Origin of the sequence: Pseudomonas sp. 13B_2.1_Bac1, from assembly GCF_025466155.1 — a bacterium.
Lineage (GTDB): Bacteria > Pseudomonadota > Gammaproteobacteria > Pseudomonadales > Pseudomonadaceae > Aquipseudomonas > Aquipseudomonas aylmerensis.
The window spans coordinates 1-15,005 of sequence record NZ_JANLOH010000097.1 but is presented as its reverse complement, the minus strand read 5'-3'; the positions used below and the strand labels follow the sequence as shown (position 1 = coordinate 15,005).

Genomic DNA, 15,005 nt, shown 5'->3' with positions numbered 1-15,005 from the left:
ATTTCAAATTGTTCAAACAAAAACCCCCCCCCCCCCCCCCCCAGCTCCCACATTTGATCTCTGTTTCGGCATAAAAAAGCGGCGCCAGTGAGGGCGCCGCTCCTTTCAGGCATCAGCTATAGACACGGCCAAGGAGCTGCCGATGGCTTTCAAACTGATCGAGCACGTCCCGGGTGATCTGTTCCTGGGCAAAGCCCATCAGGTCGTATTCCTGAGGCCCGTTGTGCAGGTAGACCTCGGCACGGTAGTAGCGGGTGCGCTCTTCTTCCGGCAGGTCGCTCGGCGCCGACGAGTAAGCATCCAGGCTCACTTCGTAGACAAACGGGTTGCCCTCTTCCATCTCGATGCGCACACCGATGCAGCGCTTGGATTTGCCCAGCAGGGTCTGCACTTCCAGCCCCTGGTCGCGCAACGCCGTCGCGGCTTCTTCCAGCGCCGGCGTGACGTGTTTGTCCATGAAGCGCTGCACAGTGGCCTGGCTCGGTTGCAGATCCAGCGCGGTGAGGCGCTCGCTGAACCCCCGACGGCCACGCTCGGCCAACTGCGCCTGCTCCTGTTCGATTGCGACGTCCTGGCGCATGGCCTTGTGCAAACCGAACATGAAGAAAATCAGCACCACCGAGAACGGCAGCCCCGCCAGCACCACCATGGTTTGCATGGCTTCGAAGTTACCGGCGAACAGCAGGCCGATAGTCACCAGGGTGATCACCGCCGACCAGAAGATCCGCAGCCAGTGCGGCGCATCTTCATCCACATTGCCGCCTTTGCAGGAAAGGTTGGCCATCATCACCGCGCCGGAATCCGCCGGGGTCAGGAACAACACGAAGCCGACGAAGATCGACACACCGATGACGATTTTCGACGCCGGGTAATGTTCCAGCAGTTGATAGATGGCCATGGACGGTTGTTCCAGCGCCGTTTTGCCCAACTCCACCGCACCGTGGTTGAGCACCAGGTCCAGCGCCGAGTTGCCGAAGATCGACAACCACGCCAGGGTGAAGCCCAGCGGGATCAGCAGCACGCCGGCCACCAGTTCACGCACGGTGCGGCCACGGGAAATACGCGCGATGAACATGCCTACGAATGGCGCCCAGGAAATCCACCAGGCCCAGTAGAACAGGGTCCACAGGCCCATCCAGCGTTCGGTCTTGTCGGCGTCGCCTTCATACACATAGAGGTCGAAGGTTTTCAGCACCAGGCCGTTCATGTAGTCGCCGATGTTCTGCACAAAGCCGTTGAGCAAGTGCAGGGTCGGGCCGAACAGCAATACGAAGATCAACAAACCGCTGAACAGCACGATGTTGAGGTTGGACAGGCGGCGAATGCCGTTCTCCACACCCGATACCGCAGCGATGGTTGCCACGGTGCTCATCACGATGATCACGATCAACAGGTTGGTGTTGCTGTGCTGCATGCCGAACAGGTTTTCCAACCCGGACGAGACCTGCATCGAACCAATACCCAGGTTGGTCACCAGGCCGAGCAGGGTCACGAACATGCCGAAGCCGTCCACCGCATGGCCGGCCGCGCCCTTCACCCAACGCTCGCCTACCAGCGGGTACAGCGCCGAACGCAGCGCCAGCGGCTGGTTATGCCGGTACGCGAAGTACGCCACGGCCAGGCCGACCAGGGCATAGATCGCCCAGCCGTGCAGGCCCCAGTGCAGAAAGGTCAGTTGCAGCGCCTGGCGTGCCGCGCCATTGCTGGCGGCCGCGCCTTCGGGCGGGTTGAAGTAGTGGTCCAACGGCTCCGAAGCGCCGAAGTACAGCAGCGAGATGCCGATCCCGGACGAGAACAACATGCCGGCCCAGGCGCCGTAGCTGAAGTCCGGGGTGTCGTCCTTGCTGCCCAGTTTCAATTTTCCGTAGGACGAAAACGCCAGGCCGACCACAAACACCAGGTAAGCGGCGATGACCACCATGTAGTACCAGCCAAAGCTTTTCGACAGCCAGGCCTGTGCTACGCCGAGCATGCGCCCGGCCTCCTGCGGGGCGATGATCAGAATGGCGGTCAACAACAGAATGAGCGCGGTGGAGGTGTAGAACACCCAACCGTTGACCCGGACCTTTTCCGGCGGGGTCTTTATAAGAGAGGCAGAACTCATGGCGCAGATGCTCCGGGCAGTGCGAGAGAGAAACACAAGGCAACGGTTATCCCGGGACATCGATTTTTCGGCAGTCGACGGACGGGTGTTATAAAGACACCCCGAAAATTCTTGAGCCCCGCCGAAGCGGTGCCCAGGCCCTGATACGGCCTGTTTCAAGGACTTTTGCAGGTGTCAGATGTCGCAGCTCGCAGGTAGGAAATATCTGTAGGCAGCGACCATTTGTCGCAGATCTTATTCTTTGTTGATTGAACGTTCAATCAAAACAAAATAGACTGGCCATCAAGCCGACGGACGTTGATCGCCCATCGGCAGGCCTAAGGAGAGGTGCTACATGCCCAAGGTCGGTATGCAACCCATACGCCGCCAGCAGTTGATCGAAGCCACCTTGACGGCGATCGATCAGGTCGGAATGGGGGATGCCAGCATTGCGCTGATCGCCCGTCTGGCCGGCGTCTCGAACGGCATCATCAGTCACTACTTTCAGGACAAGAACGGCCTGATCGCCGCGACGATGCGGTACTTGATGAATGTGCTGATCGAGAACGTCCACGAACGCAGGCTCGCACTGAAGGATGACAGCCCACGGGCGCACCTTCAGGTGATCATCGAGGGCAACTTCGATGCCAGCCAGGTCAACGGCCCGGCAATGAAAACCTGGCTGGCCTTCTGGGCCACCAGCATGCACCACCCGTCATTGCACAGGTTGCAGCGGATCAACGATCAACGTCTGTATTCCAACCTGTGCTGCCAGTTCCGCCGAGTGCTGCCGCTGCCGCACGCACGCAAAGCAGCCCGAGGCCTGGCGGCCCTGATCGACGGTTTGTGGTTGCGCGGCGCCCTGTCGGGAGACGCTTTCGACACGGCGCAAGCGCAACGGATCGCTTACGAATACATGGATTTCCAATTGGCCAAGCAGGTGAGTTAGAGCACACACAACCGCTCAACCCCTGAACTGCTGTCGATCAGTGATGCCTGACCCTTATGGCCCACTTTCGGCGGTTAACGCCAACCACTTATGCACTTGCGAGGACTTTATGGCCCGTTTCGAACTGCAAAAACTCTACATTGACGGCGGCTACAGCGACGCTGGCAGCGATGCCACCTTCGAAGCCATCAACCCGGCTAACGGTGAAGTTCTCGCCCAAGTGCAACGCGCAACGTTCGATGACGTTGAACGTGCCGTGGTCAGCGCCGAAAAAGGCCAGAAGATCTGGGCCGCGATGACCGCCATGGAGCGTTCGCGCATCCTGCGTCGCGCCGTCGACATCCTGCGTGAGCGCAACGACGAGTTGGCCGCCCTGGAAACCCTGGACACCGGCAAAGCTTTCTCCGAAACCCAATACGTCGACATCGTCACCGGCGCTGACGTCCTGGAGTACTACGCAGGCCTGGTGCCGGCCATCGAAGGCGAGCAGATCCCACTGCGCGACACGTCCTTCGTCTACACCCGCCGCGAGCCGCTGGGCGTGGTTGCCGGTATCGGCGCGTGGAACTACCCGATCCAGATCGCCCTGTGGAAATCCGCACCGGCCCTGGCTGCCGGCAACGCGATGATCTTCAAGCCGAGCGAAGTCACCTCGCTGACCACCCTGAAACTGGCCGAGATCTACACCGAAGCCGGCGTTCCGGCGGGCGTGTTCAACGTACTGACCGGCAGCGGCCGTGAAGTCGGCACCTGGCTGACCGAGCACCCGCGCATCGAGAAAGTCTCCTTCACCGGCGGCACCGACACCGGCAAGAAAGTCATGGCCAGCGCTTCCAGCTCCTCGCTCAAGGAAGTGACCATGGAGCTGGGCGGCAAGTCCCCGCTGATCGTGTTCGAAGACGCCGACCTGGATCGCGCCGCCGACATCGCGATGATGGCCAACTTCTACAGCTCCGGCCAGGTTTGCACCAACGGCACTCGCGTGTTTGTGCCCAAGCACCTGCAAGCCGCCTTCGAAGCCAAGATCGTTGAGCGTGTGGCGCGCATTCGCGTTGGCGACCCGCAAGACGAAAACACCAACTTCGGCCCGCTGGTCAGCTTCGCCCACATGGAAAGCGTGCTCGGCTACATCGCCAAAGGTAAGGAAGAAGGCGCTCGCGTACTGTGCGGCGGCGACCGCCTGACCGACGGTGCATTCGCCAAAGGCGCCTACGTGGCCCCGACCGTGTTCACCGACTGCACCGACGAGATGACCATCGTGCGTGAAGAAATCTTCGGCCCGGTAATGAGCATCCTCACTTACGAAACCGAAGAAGAAGTGATCCGTCGCGCCAACGACACCGACTTCGGCCTGGCTGCGGGCCTTGTGACCAAGGACCTGAACCGCGCCCACCGCGTGATTCATCAGCTGGAAGCGGGTATCTGCTGGATCAACGCCTGGGGCGAGTCCGACGCGAAAATGCCGGTCGGTGGCTACAAGCAATCCGGTGTGGGCCGTGAGAACGGCATCAGCTCGCTGAACAACTTCACCCGCATCAAATCGGTACAGGTTGAGCTGGGCGACTACGCCTCGGTGTTCTGATAAGCGGCAAGCGGCAAGCTTCAAGCTGCAAGTAAAAGCAGTTTGGTTTGCCGCACTTCCCAGATACACCGCTCGCTGCTCTTTCTTGCAGCTTGAAGCTTAGAGCTAACAGCTCTCAAGGAGACCCCATGACTCAAGAATACGATTACATCATTGTGGGTGCCGGTTCCGCCGGTAACACCCTGGCGACCCGTCTGACTGAAGACGAAGGCGTCACCGTCCTGCTGCTGGAAGCCGGCGGCCCGGACTACCGTTTCGATTTCCGTACGCAAATGCCGGCCGCCCTGGCGTTCCCGCTGCAAGGCCGTCGCTACAACTGGGCCTACGAAACCGATCCAGAGCCTCACATGGACGGCCGCCGGATGGAATGCGGTCGCGGCAAGGGGCTCGGCGGTTCCTCGCTGATCAACGGCATGTGCTACATCCGTGGCAACGCCATGGACTACGACAACTGGTCGAAACTGCCGGGCCTGGAAAACTGGACCTACCTGGACTGCCTGCCGTATTTCCGCAAGGCTGAAACTCGCGACATCGGCCCCAACGACTACCACGGTGGCGACGGCCCGGTCAGCGTGACCACGCCTAAAGCCGGCAACAACCCGCTGTTCCACGCCATGGTTGAAGCAGGCGTGCAAGCCGGCTACCCGCGTACCGAAGACCTGAACGGCTACCAGCAGGAAGGCTTCGGCCCGATGGACCGTACCGTCACGCCAAAAGGCCGTCGCGCCAGCACCGCGCGCGGTTACCTGGACACGGCTAAAAAGCGTTCGACGCTGACCATCGTCACCCACGCCCTCACCGACAAAGTGTTGTTCGAAGGCAAGCGTGCCGTGGGCGTGCGTTACCTGATCGGTGCCGCCGAAGAGCGCGTTGAAGCCCGTGCGCGTAAAGAAGTGCTGGTGTGCAGCGGTGCAATCGCTTCGCCGCAACTGCTGCAACGCTCCGGTGTGGGCCCGGCCAAACTGCTCGAAAGCCTGGACATCCCGGTGGTCCACGACCTGCCGGGCGTTGGTGAAAACCTGCAGGACCACCTTGAGCTGTACCTGCAATACGCGTGCACCCAACCGGTCTCGCTGTACCCATCGCTGCTCTGGTACAACCAGCCAGCCATCGGTGCCGAGTGGCTGTTCAACGGCACCGGCATCGGCGCCAGCAACCAGTTCGAAGCGGGCGGTTTTATCCGTACCCGTGAAGAATTCGATTGGCCGAATATCCAGTACCACTTCCTGCCGGTGGCGATTAACTACAACGGCAGCAACGGTGTGAAAGAGCACGGTTTCCAGGCACACATGGGCTCCATGCGTTCGCCAAGCCGTGGCCGCGTGCAACTGAAGTCGAAGAACCCACGGGATTACCCGAGCATCCTCTTCAACTACATGGCCACCGAGCAGGACTGGCAGGAATTCCGTGACGGCATCCGCCTGACCCGTGAAATCATGCAGCAGCCGGCGCTGGATCCCTACCGTGGCCGCGAGATCAGCCCGGGCATCGAAGTGCAAACCGATGAGCAGTTGGACAAGTTCATCCGCGAGCACGCCGAAACCGCGTTCCACCCGTCCTGCTCGTGCAAGATGGGCACCGACGAGATGGCGGTAGTGGACGGCGAAGGCCGTGTGCATGGCATGCAGGGCCTGCGGGTGGTCGATGCGTCGATCATGCCGATCATCACCACTGGCAACCTGAACGCGCCGACGATCATGATCGCCGAGAAAATCGCCGACAAGATCCGTGGCCGCCAGCCGCTGCCGCGCAGCACCGCCGACTACTACGTGGCAGGCGATGCGCCGGTGCGTGGCAAGCCGTTGCGTGAAGTGGGCCCGACTGCGCAGTAACTGAAACACTTTGTGGCGAGCGGGCTTGCCCCGCGTTGGAGTGCGTAGCGCTCCCAAGATGTTTGGGGCCGCTGCGCAGCCCAACGCGGGGCAAGCCCGCTCACCACAAGGGTTCACCTGCTACAAGTAGTCGCCCTCCTTGATCAGCTCCCAGCCCAGGCCTACTCTGTTTGCCTGCCTGCGCTGAGCCGCCCACAAGGAAGGCCCCATGTTCGACCACCACGCCACACTCAAAAAGCATTTCAGTGCCCTGCGCACCACCGCCGACTTCTTCTCGCTGCGTTATGTCCGAGAATCCGGCCAGTACCTGTCGGTACGCAAGAACGTCGCCGAACCACCCCACCTGAACCACGACGAAGGCGCCATGCTCACCGTGCGTGTCAACGGTGTGGAAGCCTACGCCGCAACCCACGATATTTCCCTGCATGGCCTGCAAGCCGCCCTTGAGCGCGCCGAACAGCAAGCCCGGCGGATTTTGCCCCACGCCCTGCTCGACCTGCGCGACCAACACGTCTCCAGCGACGTCGCCGACTACCTGTCACCCAACCTTGCGCAAGCCTTCCCTTCCCTCAGCGATTGCTACCAATTGCTCGGTGATGAATCCGCCGCCGTGCCCCAGGACGAGCGCCTGGTGAACTGGGAAGTCAGCCTCGGCCTGACCCATGTCGAACAGATCTACCTCAACAGTGCCGGCGCCGAGCTGCGCCAAGCCCAGCGCTTTGTGTTCCCCGGCGTCAATGTCACTGCCTACGACGGTAACGACAGCCAGTCGCGCACCCTTGGCGGCAGTAACTTCGGCCAGCAAGGCGGCTTTGATGTGATCGACCGCTTCGGCCTGGTCGGCGCTGCGCCGCGCATTGCCGACGAAGCCCTGCAACTGCTGCTGGCGCCAAACGCGCCCCAGGGCCCGCGCGACCTGCTCTTGATGCCCGACCAGATGATCCTGCAGATCCACGAGTCCATCGGCCACCCGCTGGAGCTGGACCGCATCCTCGGCGATGAGCGCAATTACGCCGGTACCAGCTTCGTCAAGGCCGAGGACTTCGGCCACCTGCAATACGGCTCCGAACTGCTCAACGTGACCTTCGACCCGGACATCCCCGAACAACTGGCCAGCTACAGCCATGACGATGACGGAACCCCGGCCAGCAAACAGTTCCTGATCCGCGAAGGTGTGCTGCTCAAGCCACTCGGCGGCGCACTGTCGCAGTTCCGTGCCGGCCTGGGCGGCGTCGCCAACAGCCGCGCCAGCAGCTGGAACCGCCCGCCGATCGACCGCATGGCCAACCTGAATATCGAAGCCGGTGACCAGAGCCTGGCGCAACTGATTGGCGGCATCGAACACGGCATCCTGATGTCGACCAACCGTTCCTGGTCCATCGACGATGCGCGCAATAAATTCCAGTTCGGCTGCGAATGGGGCCAACTGATTGAAAACGGCGAGCTCAAGGGCGTGGTGAAAAACCCCAACTACCGGGCGATTTCCGCGCAGTTCTGGCGCAACCTCAGCGCCGTGGGCGATGCCAGCACCTTCAAGGTCCTGGGCACGCCGAACTGCGGCAAAGGCGAACCCAACCAAGTGATCCGCGTCGGCCACGCGTCGCCGGCCTGTGTGTTCAGCAACGTTGACGTATTTGGGGGAGATGCCTGATGAACAATTTCAAGGCATTGGTGCAATGGCTCAAACAGGCCATCACCGACAAGGAACAATTCCACCTGGGCTATGCGGCCGAGTCGTCCGAGTTCGTGCGCTTCAACCACGCCAAGGTGCGCCAGGCCGGCCAGGTGCAACAGGCCAGCCTCAACCTGAAACTGATCAACGATGGCCGCCACGCCGACCTCGGCATCACCCTCGCCGGTGATCCGGAGCTGGACCGTCAGCGCCTCGCCGAAGGCCTGCAACAGCTGCGCGAAACCCTGCCGCTGCTGCCCCACGATCCCTACCTGCTGCTCAACCACAACGCCTGGCAGAATCACAACGAACAGGACCTGCCGTTGCCGGACCTGGCCCAGGTGCTGGACGAAATCAGCCAGGCGGCCGCAGGTGTCGACCTCGTCGGGTTCTACGCCGCCGGCCCGATCAGCCGCGGCTTCGCCAGTTCGAACGGTGCGTTCGGCTGGCACCAGGCCAATAGCTTCAACTTCGACTTCAGCCTGTTCCACGCCAATGGCGAGGCTGTCAAGGCCAGCTACGCCGGCCATGCCTGGAACAGCGCCGAGTTCGCCCGGCGCTTCCAACTGGCCCGCGAACAGCTGGAATTCCTCGGCCGGCCGTTGCACGCGCTGGCACCCGGTGAATACCGCGCCTACCTGGCCCCGGCGGCGTTGGAAGAAATCATCAGCATCATCACCTGGGGCGGTTTCTCGGCCCAGGCCATCGCCAGCAAGGGCAGCTCCCTGCAACGCCTGTACGCCGGCGAGCAACACCTCAGCCCGCAGGTGACGGTGGACGAACAAGTCAGCGGCTCCCTGAGCCCGGCGTTTTCCAGCGAAGGCTACCCGCGCAGCGATGTCAGGTTGATCAACGCCGGCAAGGCCGACGGCCAACTGGTGAACTCGCGCAGCGCCGCCGAGTACGGCCTGAGTGCCAACGGCGCCAGCCGTGACGAATCCCCCAGCGCCTTGCAGATGGCGGCGGGCACCCTCGCCCAGGCCGACATCCTCAAGCAATTGGGCACCGGTTTGTACATCAGCAACCTGTGGTACCTGAACTACTCCGACCTGCCGGCCGCCCGCCTGACCGGCATGACGCGCTTCGCCACGTTCTGGGTGGAAGACGGCGAGATCAAGGCGCCGGTCAGCACCATGCGCTTTGATGACAGCGTGTTCCAGTTGCTCGGTGCGCAGCTGGAAGCACTGACCGCTGATCGGGAACTGCTGCTGTCGGCCAGCACGTATGGCCAGCGCAACACCGCCTCCAACCTGCTGCCAGGCGCCCTGGTCAAACGCCTGACCCTGACCTTATAAGCACCGCCAGTCCCGGTGGGAGCTGGCTGGCCTGCGATCGCATCACCGCGGTGTCACTGATACACCCTGGTGCCTGCAACGCAGGCAAGCCACTTCCCACACTGCCTTGCATTGATTTCAGCCACTGCATTTCGTCCCTTCCTACCGACAATTCCCATCTCACCCGTCTCTCCGTGCGGCCGGTTGTCGCCCGCAAAAAACCTCGTTATAACGGTTAGTGGCACCCCGCCACTAACCCCACGTGCGCGCACGTGATGCACGACCTTGCCTGGATTGGGCAAGCTGGAGCGTTGACATGAACCATGGAAGTTTTGTCATTGAAAAGCTGTTCAAGCACTACAACGTTCATGTTGAGCAGCTGGGAAACGATTCGGAAAAGAACACCGTGCTGATGGTCAATGGAGCGCTGTCCACCGCGCGCTCCTTTGCCCGGACCAGCAAATGCCTGGCCGAGCACTTCAATGTGCTGCTGTTCGACCTGCCGTTCTCCGGCTATTCGCGCGAACACAACACCGACCTCGACCTGGTGACCAAGGACGACGAGGTGCAGATCCTGCGGGCCCTGGTCGAACGCTTCGAGGTCAATCACCTGGTGTCGGCCTCCTGGGGCGGCATCTCGACACTGCTGACCCTGGCGCACAACCCGCCCTCCATCGAAAGCTCGGTGGTGATGGCTCTGGCACCCAACCTCAACCAGGCGATGCTCGATTATGTGGAGCGCGTACGCGTGCTGATCGAGGCCGATGACAAATCCGCCGTCGGCCACTTGCTCAACGAGACGGTGGGCAAGTACCTATCGCCGCGCCTCAAGCGCAACAACCATCGTCATCTGTCGAACATGGCCACCACCGAATACCGCCAGGCGCGCTTTCATATCCATCAGGTACTCGCCCTGGGGGATGGCAACTACCTGCCGGCCCTCACCCGCATCGAGACGCCGGTGCACTTCATCAACGGCACGCTGGACGAATACACCCCCGCCGCCGAAGCCCGGTTATTCAAACAATATGTCGGGCGCAGCAGCTTTGCCGTGGCGGAACACACCGGCCATTTGCTTGACCTGGAATCCCGTGAGGCGGCCCTGGCGGTGCACCGTGCCTTGCTGGATTTCCTGGTGGGAGAGCATGCAACGATGTCGGATTTAGACGAACCGCCAGTGGGAAAAGGAGCGACGGATGGCGCATAATCGCCGACACATAGCCTGCTAACAAAAAGGTCACCTATGCCGAATCGCGCCCCTCTCGATGCCAAGACCGCCCGCTGGCTACCCTGGGTGGTCGCGATTGCCTTCTTCATGCAATCGCTGGATGGGACGATTCTGAACACGGCATTGCCGGCCATGGCCCGCGACCTCGCAGAGAACCCGCTGCGCATGCAAGGGGTGGTGATCGCCTACATGCTCACCGTCGCCTTGCTGATCCCGGCGTCGGGCTGGGTCGCCGACCGTTTCGGCACCAAACGCATCTTTTTCGGCGCGATCATGCTGTTCAGCATCGGCTCATTGTTGTGTGCACTCTCGAGCAGCCTGACCATGCTGGTCGGCGCGCGGGTGATCCAGGGCCTGGGTGGCGCGCTGATGCTGCCGGTCGGCCGGCTCGTGGTGCTGCGCGCCTACCCCCGCTCCGAGCTGGTGCGCATCATGGGTTTCATCACCATCCCCGGCCTGCTTGGCCCGCTGCTCGGCCCGACCATGGGCGGCTGGATGGTGCAATACCTGACCTGGCACTGGATCTTCCTGATCAACCTGCCGGTGGGCATGATCGGTTGCTACGCCGTGTGGAAATTCATTCCCGACCTGCGCGGCAGCGAGCGCACGCGCTTTGATGGCGTCGGGTTTCTGCTGTTCGGCGCGGCGATGGTGCTGATCACTATCGCCATGGAGGGCCTGGGCGAGCTGCACTTGCCGCACCTGCGCGTGATGTTGCTGCTGTTCGGCGGGTTGGCGTGCCTGGCGGCGTACTGGCTGCGCGCCGGGCATATCGAGAACCCGCTGTTTTCGCCCGTGCTGTTCAAGACCCGCACGTTCGCCGTGGGCATCCTCGGCAACCTGTTCGCGCGCCTGGGCAGCGGCGCCCTGCCGTTCCTGGTGCCGTTGCTGCTGCAGGTGGCGCTGGGCTACTCGCCGTCCGAAGCCGGCATGAGCATGCTGCCGCTGGCGGCGGCGGCGATGTTTGCCAAGTCCATCGCCCGGCCGCTGATCGAGCGCCTGGGTTACCGCGTGGTGCTGACCGGCAATACCCTGGCCCTGGGCATCATGCTCGCGAGCATGGGCCTGGTCAGTGAACACACGCCCTACCCACTGCTGCTGGGCATGCTGGCGATACTGGGCGCGATCAACTCGCTGCAATTCACCGCGATGAACACCGTCACCCTGATCGACCTCGACGACGCCCAGGCCAGCAGCGGCAACAGTTTGCTCTCGGTGGTGGCGCAGTTGTCCCTGAGCCTGGGGGTGGCCTGCGCCGGCGCGCTGCTCGGTGGCTTTACCGCCGAAGCCGGCAACGACGGGGTCGACAGTGTGCTCGGCGCCTTCCAGCTGACCTTCCTGACCGTGGGCATCATGGCGATGCTGGCCGCTGCGATCTTCCTGCAGCTGTCGCCCAAAGACGGCAAACGCGTGGTCAGCCGCGAGCACGACATCGAGCATTGAAGCCGCTGCAAGCTTGCCGCTTGCAGCTCATCACTTGCCGCTGTCCCCCACCCCCTTGTCTGGAACATGCGAAAAAACCCACGGGGGGCTGCTACACTGCGCAACATTTTGTTTTGCAGAGCCAGTCCCGTGACTACCATCGCCACCGCTTTTAATACTTTGCCGCTTTCCGCCGCCATGCTGGCTAACCTCGACTCGCTGGGTTATGTCGAGATGACGCAGATCCAGGCGCAAAGCTTGCCGGTGATCCTCAAGGGGCTGGACCTGATCGCCCAGGCCAAGACCGGCAGCGGCAAGACCGCGGCCTTCGGCATCGGCCTGCTGAACCCGATCAACCCGCGCTACTTCGGCTGCCAGGCCCTGGTGATGTGCCCGACCCGCGAGCTGGCCGACCAGGTCGCCAAGGAAATCCGCCGCCTGGCCCGCGCCGAAGACAACATCAAGGTGCTGACCCTGTGCGGCGGCGTGTCCCTCGGCCCGCAGATCGCTTCCCTGGAACATGGCGCCCACGTCATCGTCGGCACCCCGGGCCGGATCCAGCAGCACTTGCGCAAAGGCTCACTGGTACTCGACGGCTTGAACACGCTGATCCTCGATGAAGCTGACCGCATGCTCGACATGGGTTTCTACGACGCCATCGAAGACATCATCAGCAAGACCCCGGCCCGTCGCCAGACCCTGCTGTTCTCGGCCACCTACCCGGTGAGCATCAAGCAGCTGGCGTCGAAATTCATGCGTGCGCCGCAGCAAGTGAAGGCCGAGGCGTTTCACTCCGACGACCAGATCGAGCAGCGTTTCTACGAGATTTCCCCGGAAGAACGCATGGACGCCGTGACCAAGGTGCTGGCGCATTTCCGCCCGGCGTCCTGCGTGGCGTTCTGCTTCACCAAGCAGCAGGTGCAGGAAACCGTGGATCACCTGACGGCCAAGGGCATTTCTGCCGTCGGCCTGCATGGCGACCTGGAGCAGCGCGACCGTGACCAGGTGCTGGCGATGTTTGCCAACCGCAGCACCTCGGTACTGGTCGCCACCGACGTTGCCGCCCGTGGCCTGGACATTGACTCGCTGGACATGGTGATCAACGTCGAACTGGCCCGTGACTCGGAAATCCACATCCACCGCGTCGGCCGTACCGGGCGTGCGGGCGAGACCGGCATCGCCATCAGCCTGGTAGCACCGTCAGAAGCACACCGCGCCCAGGCCATCGAGCAGCTGCAGAAATCGCCGCTGAACTGGGACCAACTGGACAACCTCAAGCCACAAAGCGGCGGCCCGCTGCTGCCGCAGATGAGCACCCTGTGCATCGCCGCCGGCCGTAAGGACAAGGTTCGCCCGGGCGATATCCTCGGCGCCTTGACCGGTGAAGCAGGCATCCCGGGTGCCCAGGTCGGCAAGATCGCGATCTTCGACTTCCAGGCGTTTGTGGCCGTGGAGCGTGGGATCGCCAAGCAGGCGCTGCAGCGCTTGAACGACGGCAAGATCAAAGGCCGTTCGCTGCGCGTGCGGATCCTGTAAAAAAACCGCGTTCCTGTTGAAGGAACCGAATCAATGTGGGAGCCGGGCTTGCCCGCGATGCAGGCAACTCGGTCTGACAGATTGACCGAGTTGATGCCATCGCAGGCAAGCCAGCTCCCACATTTGATTGCATTTCAGATCAATATTTTTGTGAGGACATTGCTGTGCGCTCGACCGAAGTTGTGATCATTGGCGCCGGCGCCGCAGGCTTGATGTGCGCACTGACCGCCGCCGGGCGTGGGCGCAAGGTGATGTTGATCGACCATGCCAACAAGGCCGGCAAGAAGATCCTGATGTCCGGTGGTGGCCGCTGCAACTTCACCAATATGTATACCGAGCCGGCCAACTTCCTCTCGCACAACGCACACTTCTGCAAATCCGCCCTGGCCCGCTATACCCAGTGGGATTTCATCGGGCTGGTGGCCAAGCACGGCGTGCCATACCACGAGAAAAAACTCGGCCAGCTGTTCTGCGACAACAAGTCCAGCGACATCCTCGGCATGCTCTTGGATGAGTGCATCCAGACCGGCGTGAGCCTGCACCTGGACACCTCTATCGAGGAAATCGCCAAGCTCGACAACGGCTATCAGCTGCAGACCACCCTGGGTGAGTTGCGCTGCGAGTCCCTGGTGATTGCCACAGGCGGCCTGTCGATTCCGACACTTGGCGCCACCGGCTTTGGTTATCAGGTGGCCAAGCAGTTCGGTCACGAGCTGCTGCCGACCCGCGCGGGCCTGGTGCCGTTCACCATCACCGACCAGCTCAAGGAATTGTGCGGCGAGCTGTCCGGCACCTCGGTGGATTGCCTGGTCAGCTGCAACGGCCAGAGCTTTCGCGAGAACATCCTGTTTACCCACCGTGGCCTGAGCGGCCCGGCGATCCTGCAGATCTCCTCGTACTGGGAGTCCGGCGATACCGTGGAGATCAACCTGCTGCCCGAACACGACGCCCACAGCTGGCTGCAACAGCAACAAGTCGAGCGTCCCAACAGCGAGTTGAAAACCCTGCTGGGAGAGATCTTCACCAAGAAGATGGCCAACCTGCTGGCGGAAACCTGGTTCGTGTCCAAGCCCATGAAGCAATACACCCACGCCGAAGTGGCCGACATCGCGCAAAAACTCGCGAGCTGGCAACTGGTGCCGGCGGGCACCGAGGGCTATCGCACCGCCGAGGTGACTCTGGGTGGCGTGGACACGCGGGAAGTCTCGTCGAAAACCATGGAGTCGCTGAAAAGCCCGGGGTTGTACTTCATTGGGGAAGTGCTGGATGTGACCGGTCACCTGGGCGGGTTCAATTTCCAGTGGGCGTGGGCATCCGGCTACGCCGCCGCGCAGTACGCCTGAAGCGCGTACGCGGTCAAACTGTGGGAGCTGGCTTGCCTGCGATGGGGGGGGGGGGTTTTAACCCCCCCCCCCCCCCCAACCCCC

The 15,005-nt window shown here is 62.2% G+C and carries 10 protein-coding genes; 9 read left to right on the top strand and 1 reads right to left on the bottom strand.

Annotation, left to right across the window (positions count from 1 at the left end):
* Positions 1-112 precede the first annotated feature (112 nt).
* Complete coding sequence (locus tag NTD80_RS24245) at positions 113-2,047, bottom strand: BCCT family transporter (protein WP_226939981.1); 1,935 nt, start codon at positions 2,045-2,047, stop codon at positions 113-115.
* 391 nt (positions 2,048-2,438) lie between these two features.
* Between NTD80_RS24245 and betI the strand changes: the two genes are divergently transcribed.
* From betI to NTD80_RS24200, 9 genes are all read left to right on the top strand, one after another.
* Entirely contained in the window at positions 2,439-3,032 is a 594-nt protein-coding gene (betI, locus tag NTD80_RS24240) for a transcriptional regulator BetI (RefSeq protein ID WP_028618243.1), read from the top strand.
* A 109-nt stretch (positions 3,033-3,141) separates the two neighbouring features.
* Entirely contained in the window at positions 3,142-4,614 is a 1,473-nt protein-coding gene (betB, locus tag NTD80_RS24235) for a betaine-aldehyde dehydrogenase (RefSeq protein WP_065904813.1), read from the top strand.
* Between the two features lie 128 nt (positions 4,615-4,742).
* The gene (gene betA / locus NTD80_RS24230) at positions 4,743-6,446 is read left to right on the top strand and encodes a choline dehydrogenase (protein ID WP_262135288.1); all 1,704 of its coding nucleotides are present in this window, start codon (positions 4,743-4,745) and stop codon (positions 6,444-6,446) included.
* Between the two features lie 208 nt (positions 6,447-6,654).
* Entirely contained in the window at positions 6,655-8,097 is a 1,443-nt protein-coding gene (locus tag NTD80_RS24225; protein WP_262135287.1) for a TldD/PmbA family protein, read from the top strand.
* Positions 8,097-9,413, top strand: a complete 1,317-nt coding sequence (locus NTD80_RS24220; RefSeq protein WP_065904819.1) for a TldD/PmbA family protein — start codon at positions 8,097-8,099, stop codon at positions 9,411-9,413. Before NTD80_RS24225 ends, NTD80_RS24220 begins: the two co-directional genes overlap by 1 nt.
* Positions 9,414-9,708: 295 nt before the next feature.
* Positions 9,709-10,599 (top strand): alpha/beta fold hydrolase, encoded by an 891-nt coding sequence (locus NTD80_RS24215; RefSeq protein ID WP_262135286.1) that lies wholly within the window; start codon positions 9,709-9,711, stop codon positions 10,597-10,599.
* Positions 10,600-10,635: 36 nt separating this feature from the next.
* Positions 10,636-12,063: a multidrug transporter subunit MdtD gene (gene mdtD, locus NTD80_RS24210; RefSeq protein WP_065904823.1), complete on the top strand. Its 1,428-nt coding sequence runs from the start codon at positions 10,636-10,638 to the stop codon at positions 12,061-12,063.
* A gap of 177 nt (positions 12,064-12,240) precedes the next feature.
* Positions 12,241-13,578 carry an ATP-dependent RNA helicase DbpA gene (gene dbpA / locus NTD80_RS24205; protein ID WP_232005461.1) on the top strand — a complete coding sequence of 446 codons (1,338 nt, stop codon included), beginning with the start codon at positions 12,241-12,243 and terminating at the stop codon, positions 13,576-13,578.
* Positions 13,579-13,742: 164 nt separating this feature from the next.
* Positions 13,743-14,921 carry an NAD(P)/FAD-dependent oxidoreductase gene (locus tag NTD80_RS24200; RefSeq protein WP_262135285.1) on the top strand — a complete coding sequence of 393 codons (1,179 nt, stop codon included), beginning with the start codon at positions 13,743-13,745 and terminating at the stop codon, positions 14,919-14,921.
* Positions 14,922-15,005 lie beyond the last annotated feature (84 nt).

Coding starts and splice junctions, on each gene's coding strand:
- betI (WP_028618243.1), top strand. CDS start 2,439: ATGCCCAAGGTCGGTATGCAACCCATACGCCGCCAGCAGTTGATCGAA.
- betB (WP_065904813.1), top strand. CDS start 3,142: ATGGCCCGTTTCGAACTGCAAAAACTCTACATTGACGGCGGCTACAGC.
- betA (WP_262135288.1), top strand. CDS start 4,743: ATGACTCAAGAATACGATTACATCATTGTGGGTGCCGGTTCCGCCGGT.
- NTD80_RS24225 (WP_262135287.1), top strand. CDS start 6,655: ATGTTCGACCACCACGCCACACTCAAAAAGCATTTCAGTGCCCTGCGC.
- NTD80_RS24220 (WP_065904819.1), top strand. CDS start 8,097: ATGAACAATTTCAAGGCATTGGTGCAATGGCTCAAACAGGCCATCACC.
- NTD80_RS24215 (WP_262135286.1), top strand. CDS start 9,709: ATGAACCATGGAAGTTTTGTCATTGAAAAGCTGTTCAAGCACTACAAC.
- mdtD (WP_065904823.1), top strand. CDS start 10,636: ATGCCGAATCGCGCCCCTCTCGATGCCAAGACCGCCCGCTGGCTACCC.
- dbpA (WP_232005461.1), top strand. CDS start 12,241: ATGCTGGCTAACCTCGACTCGCTGGGTTATGTCGAGATGACGCAGATC.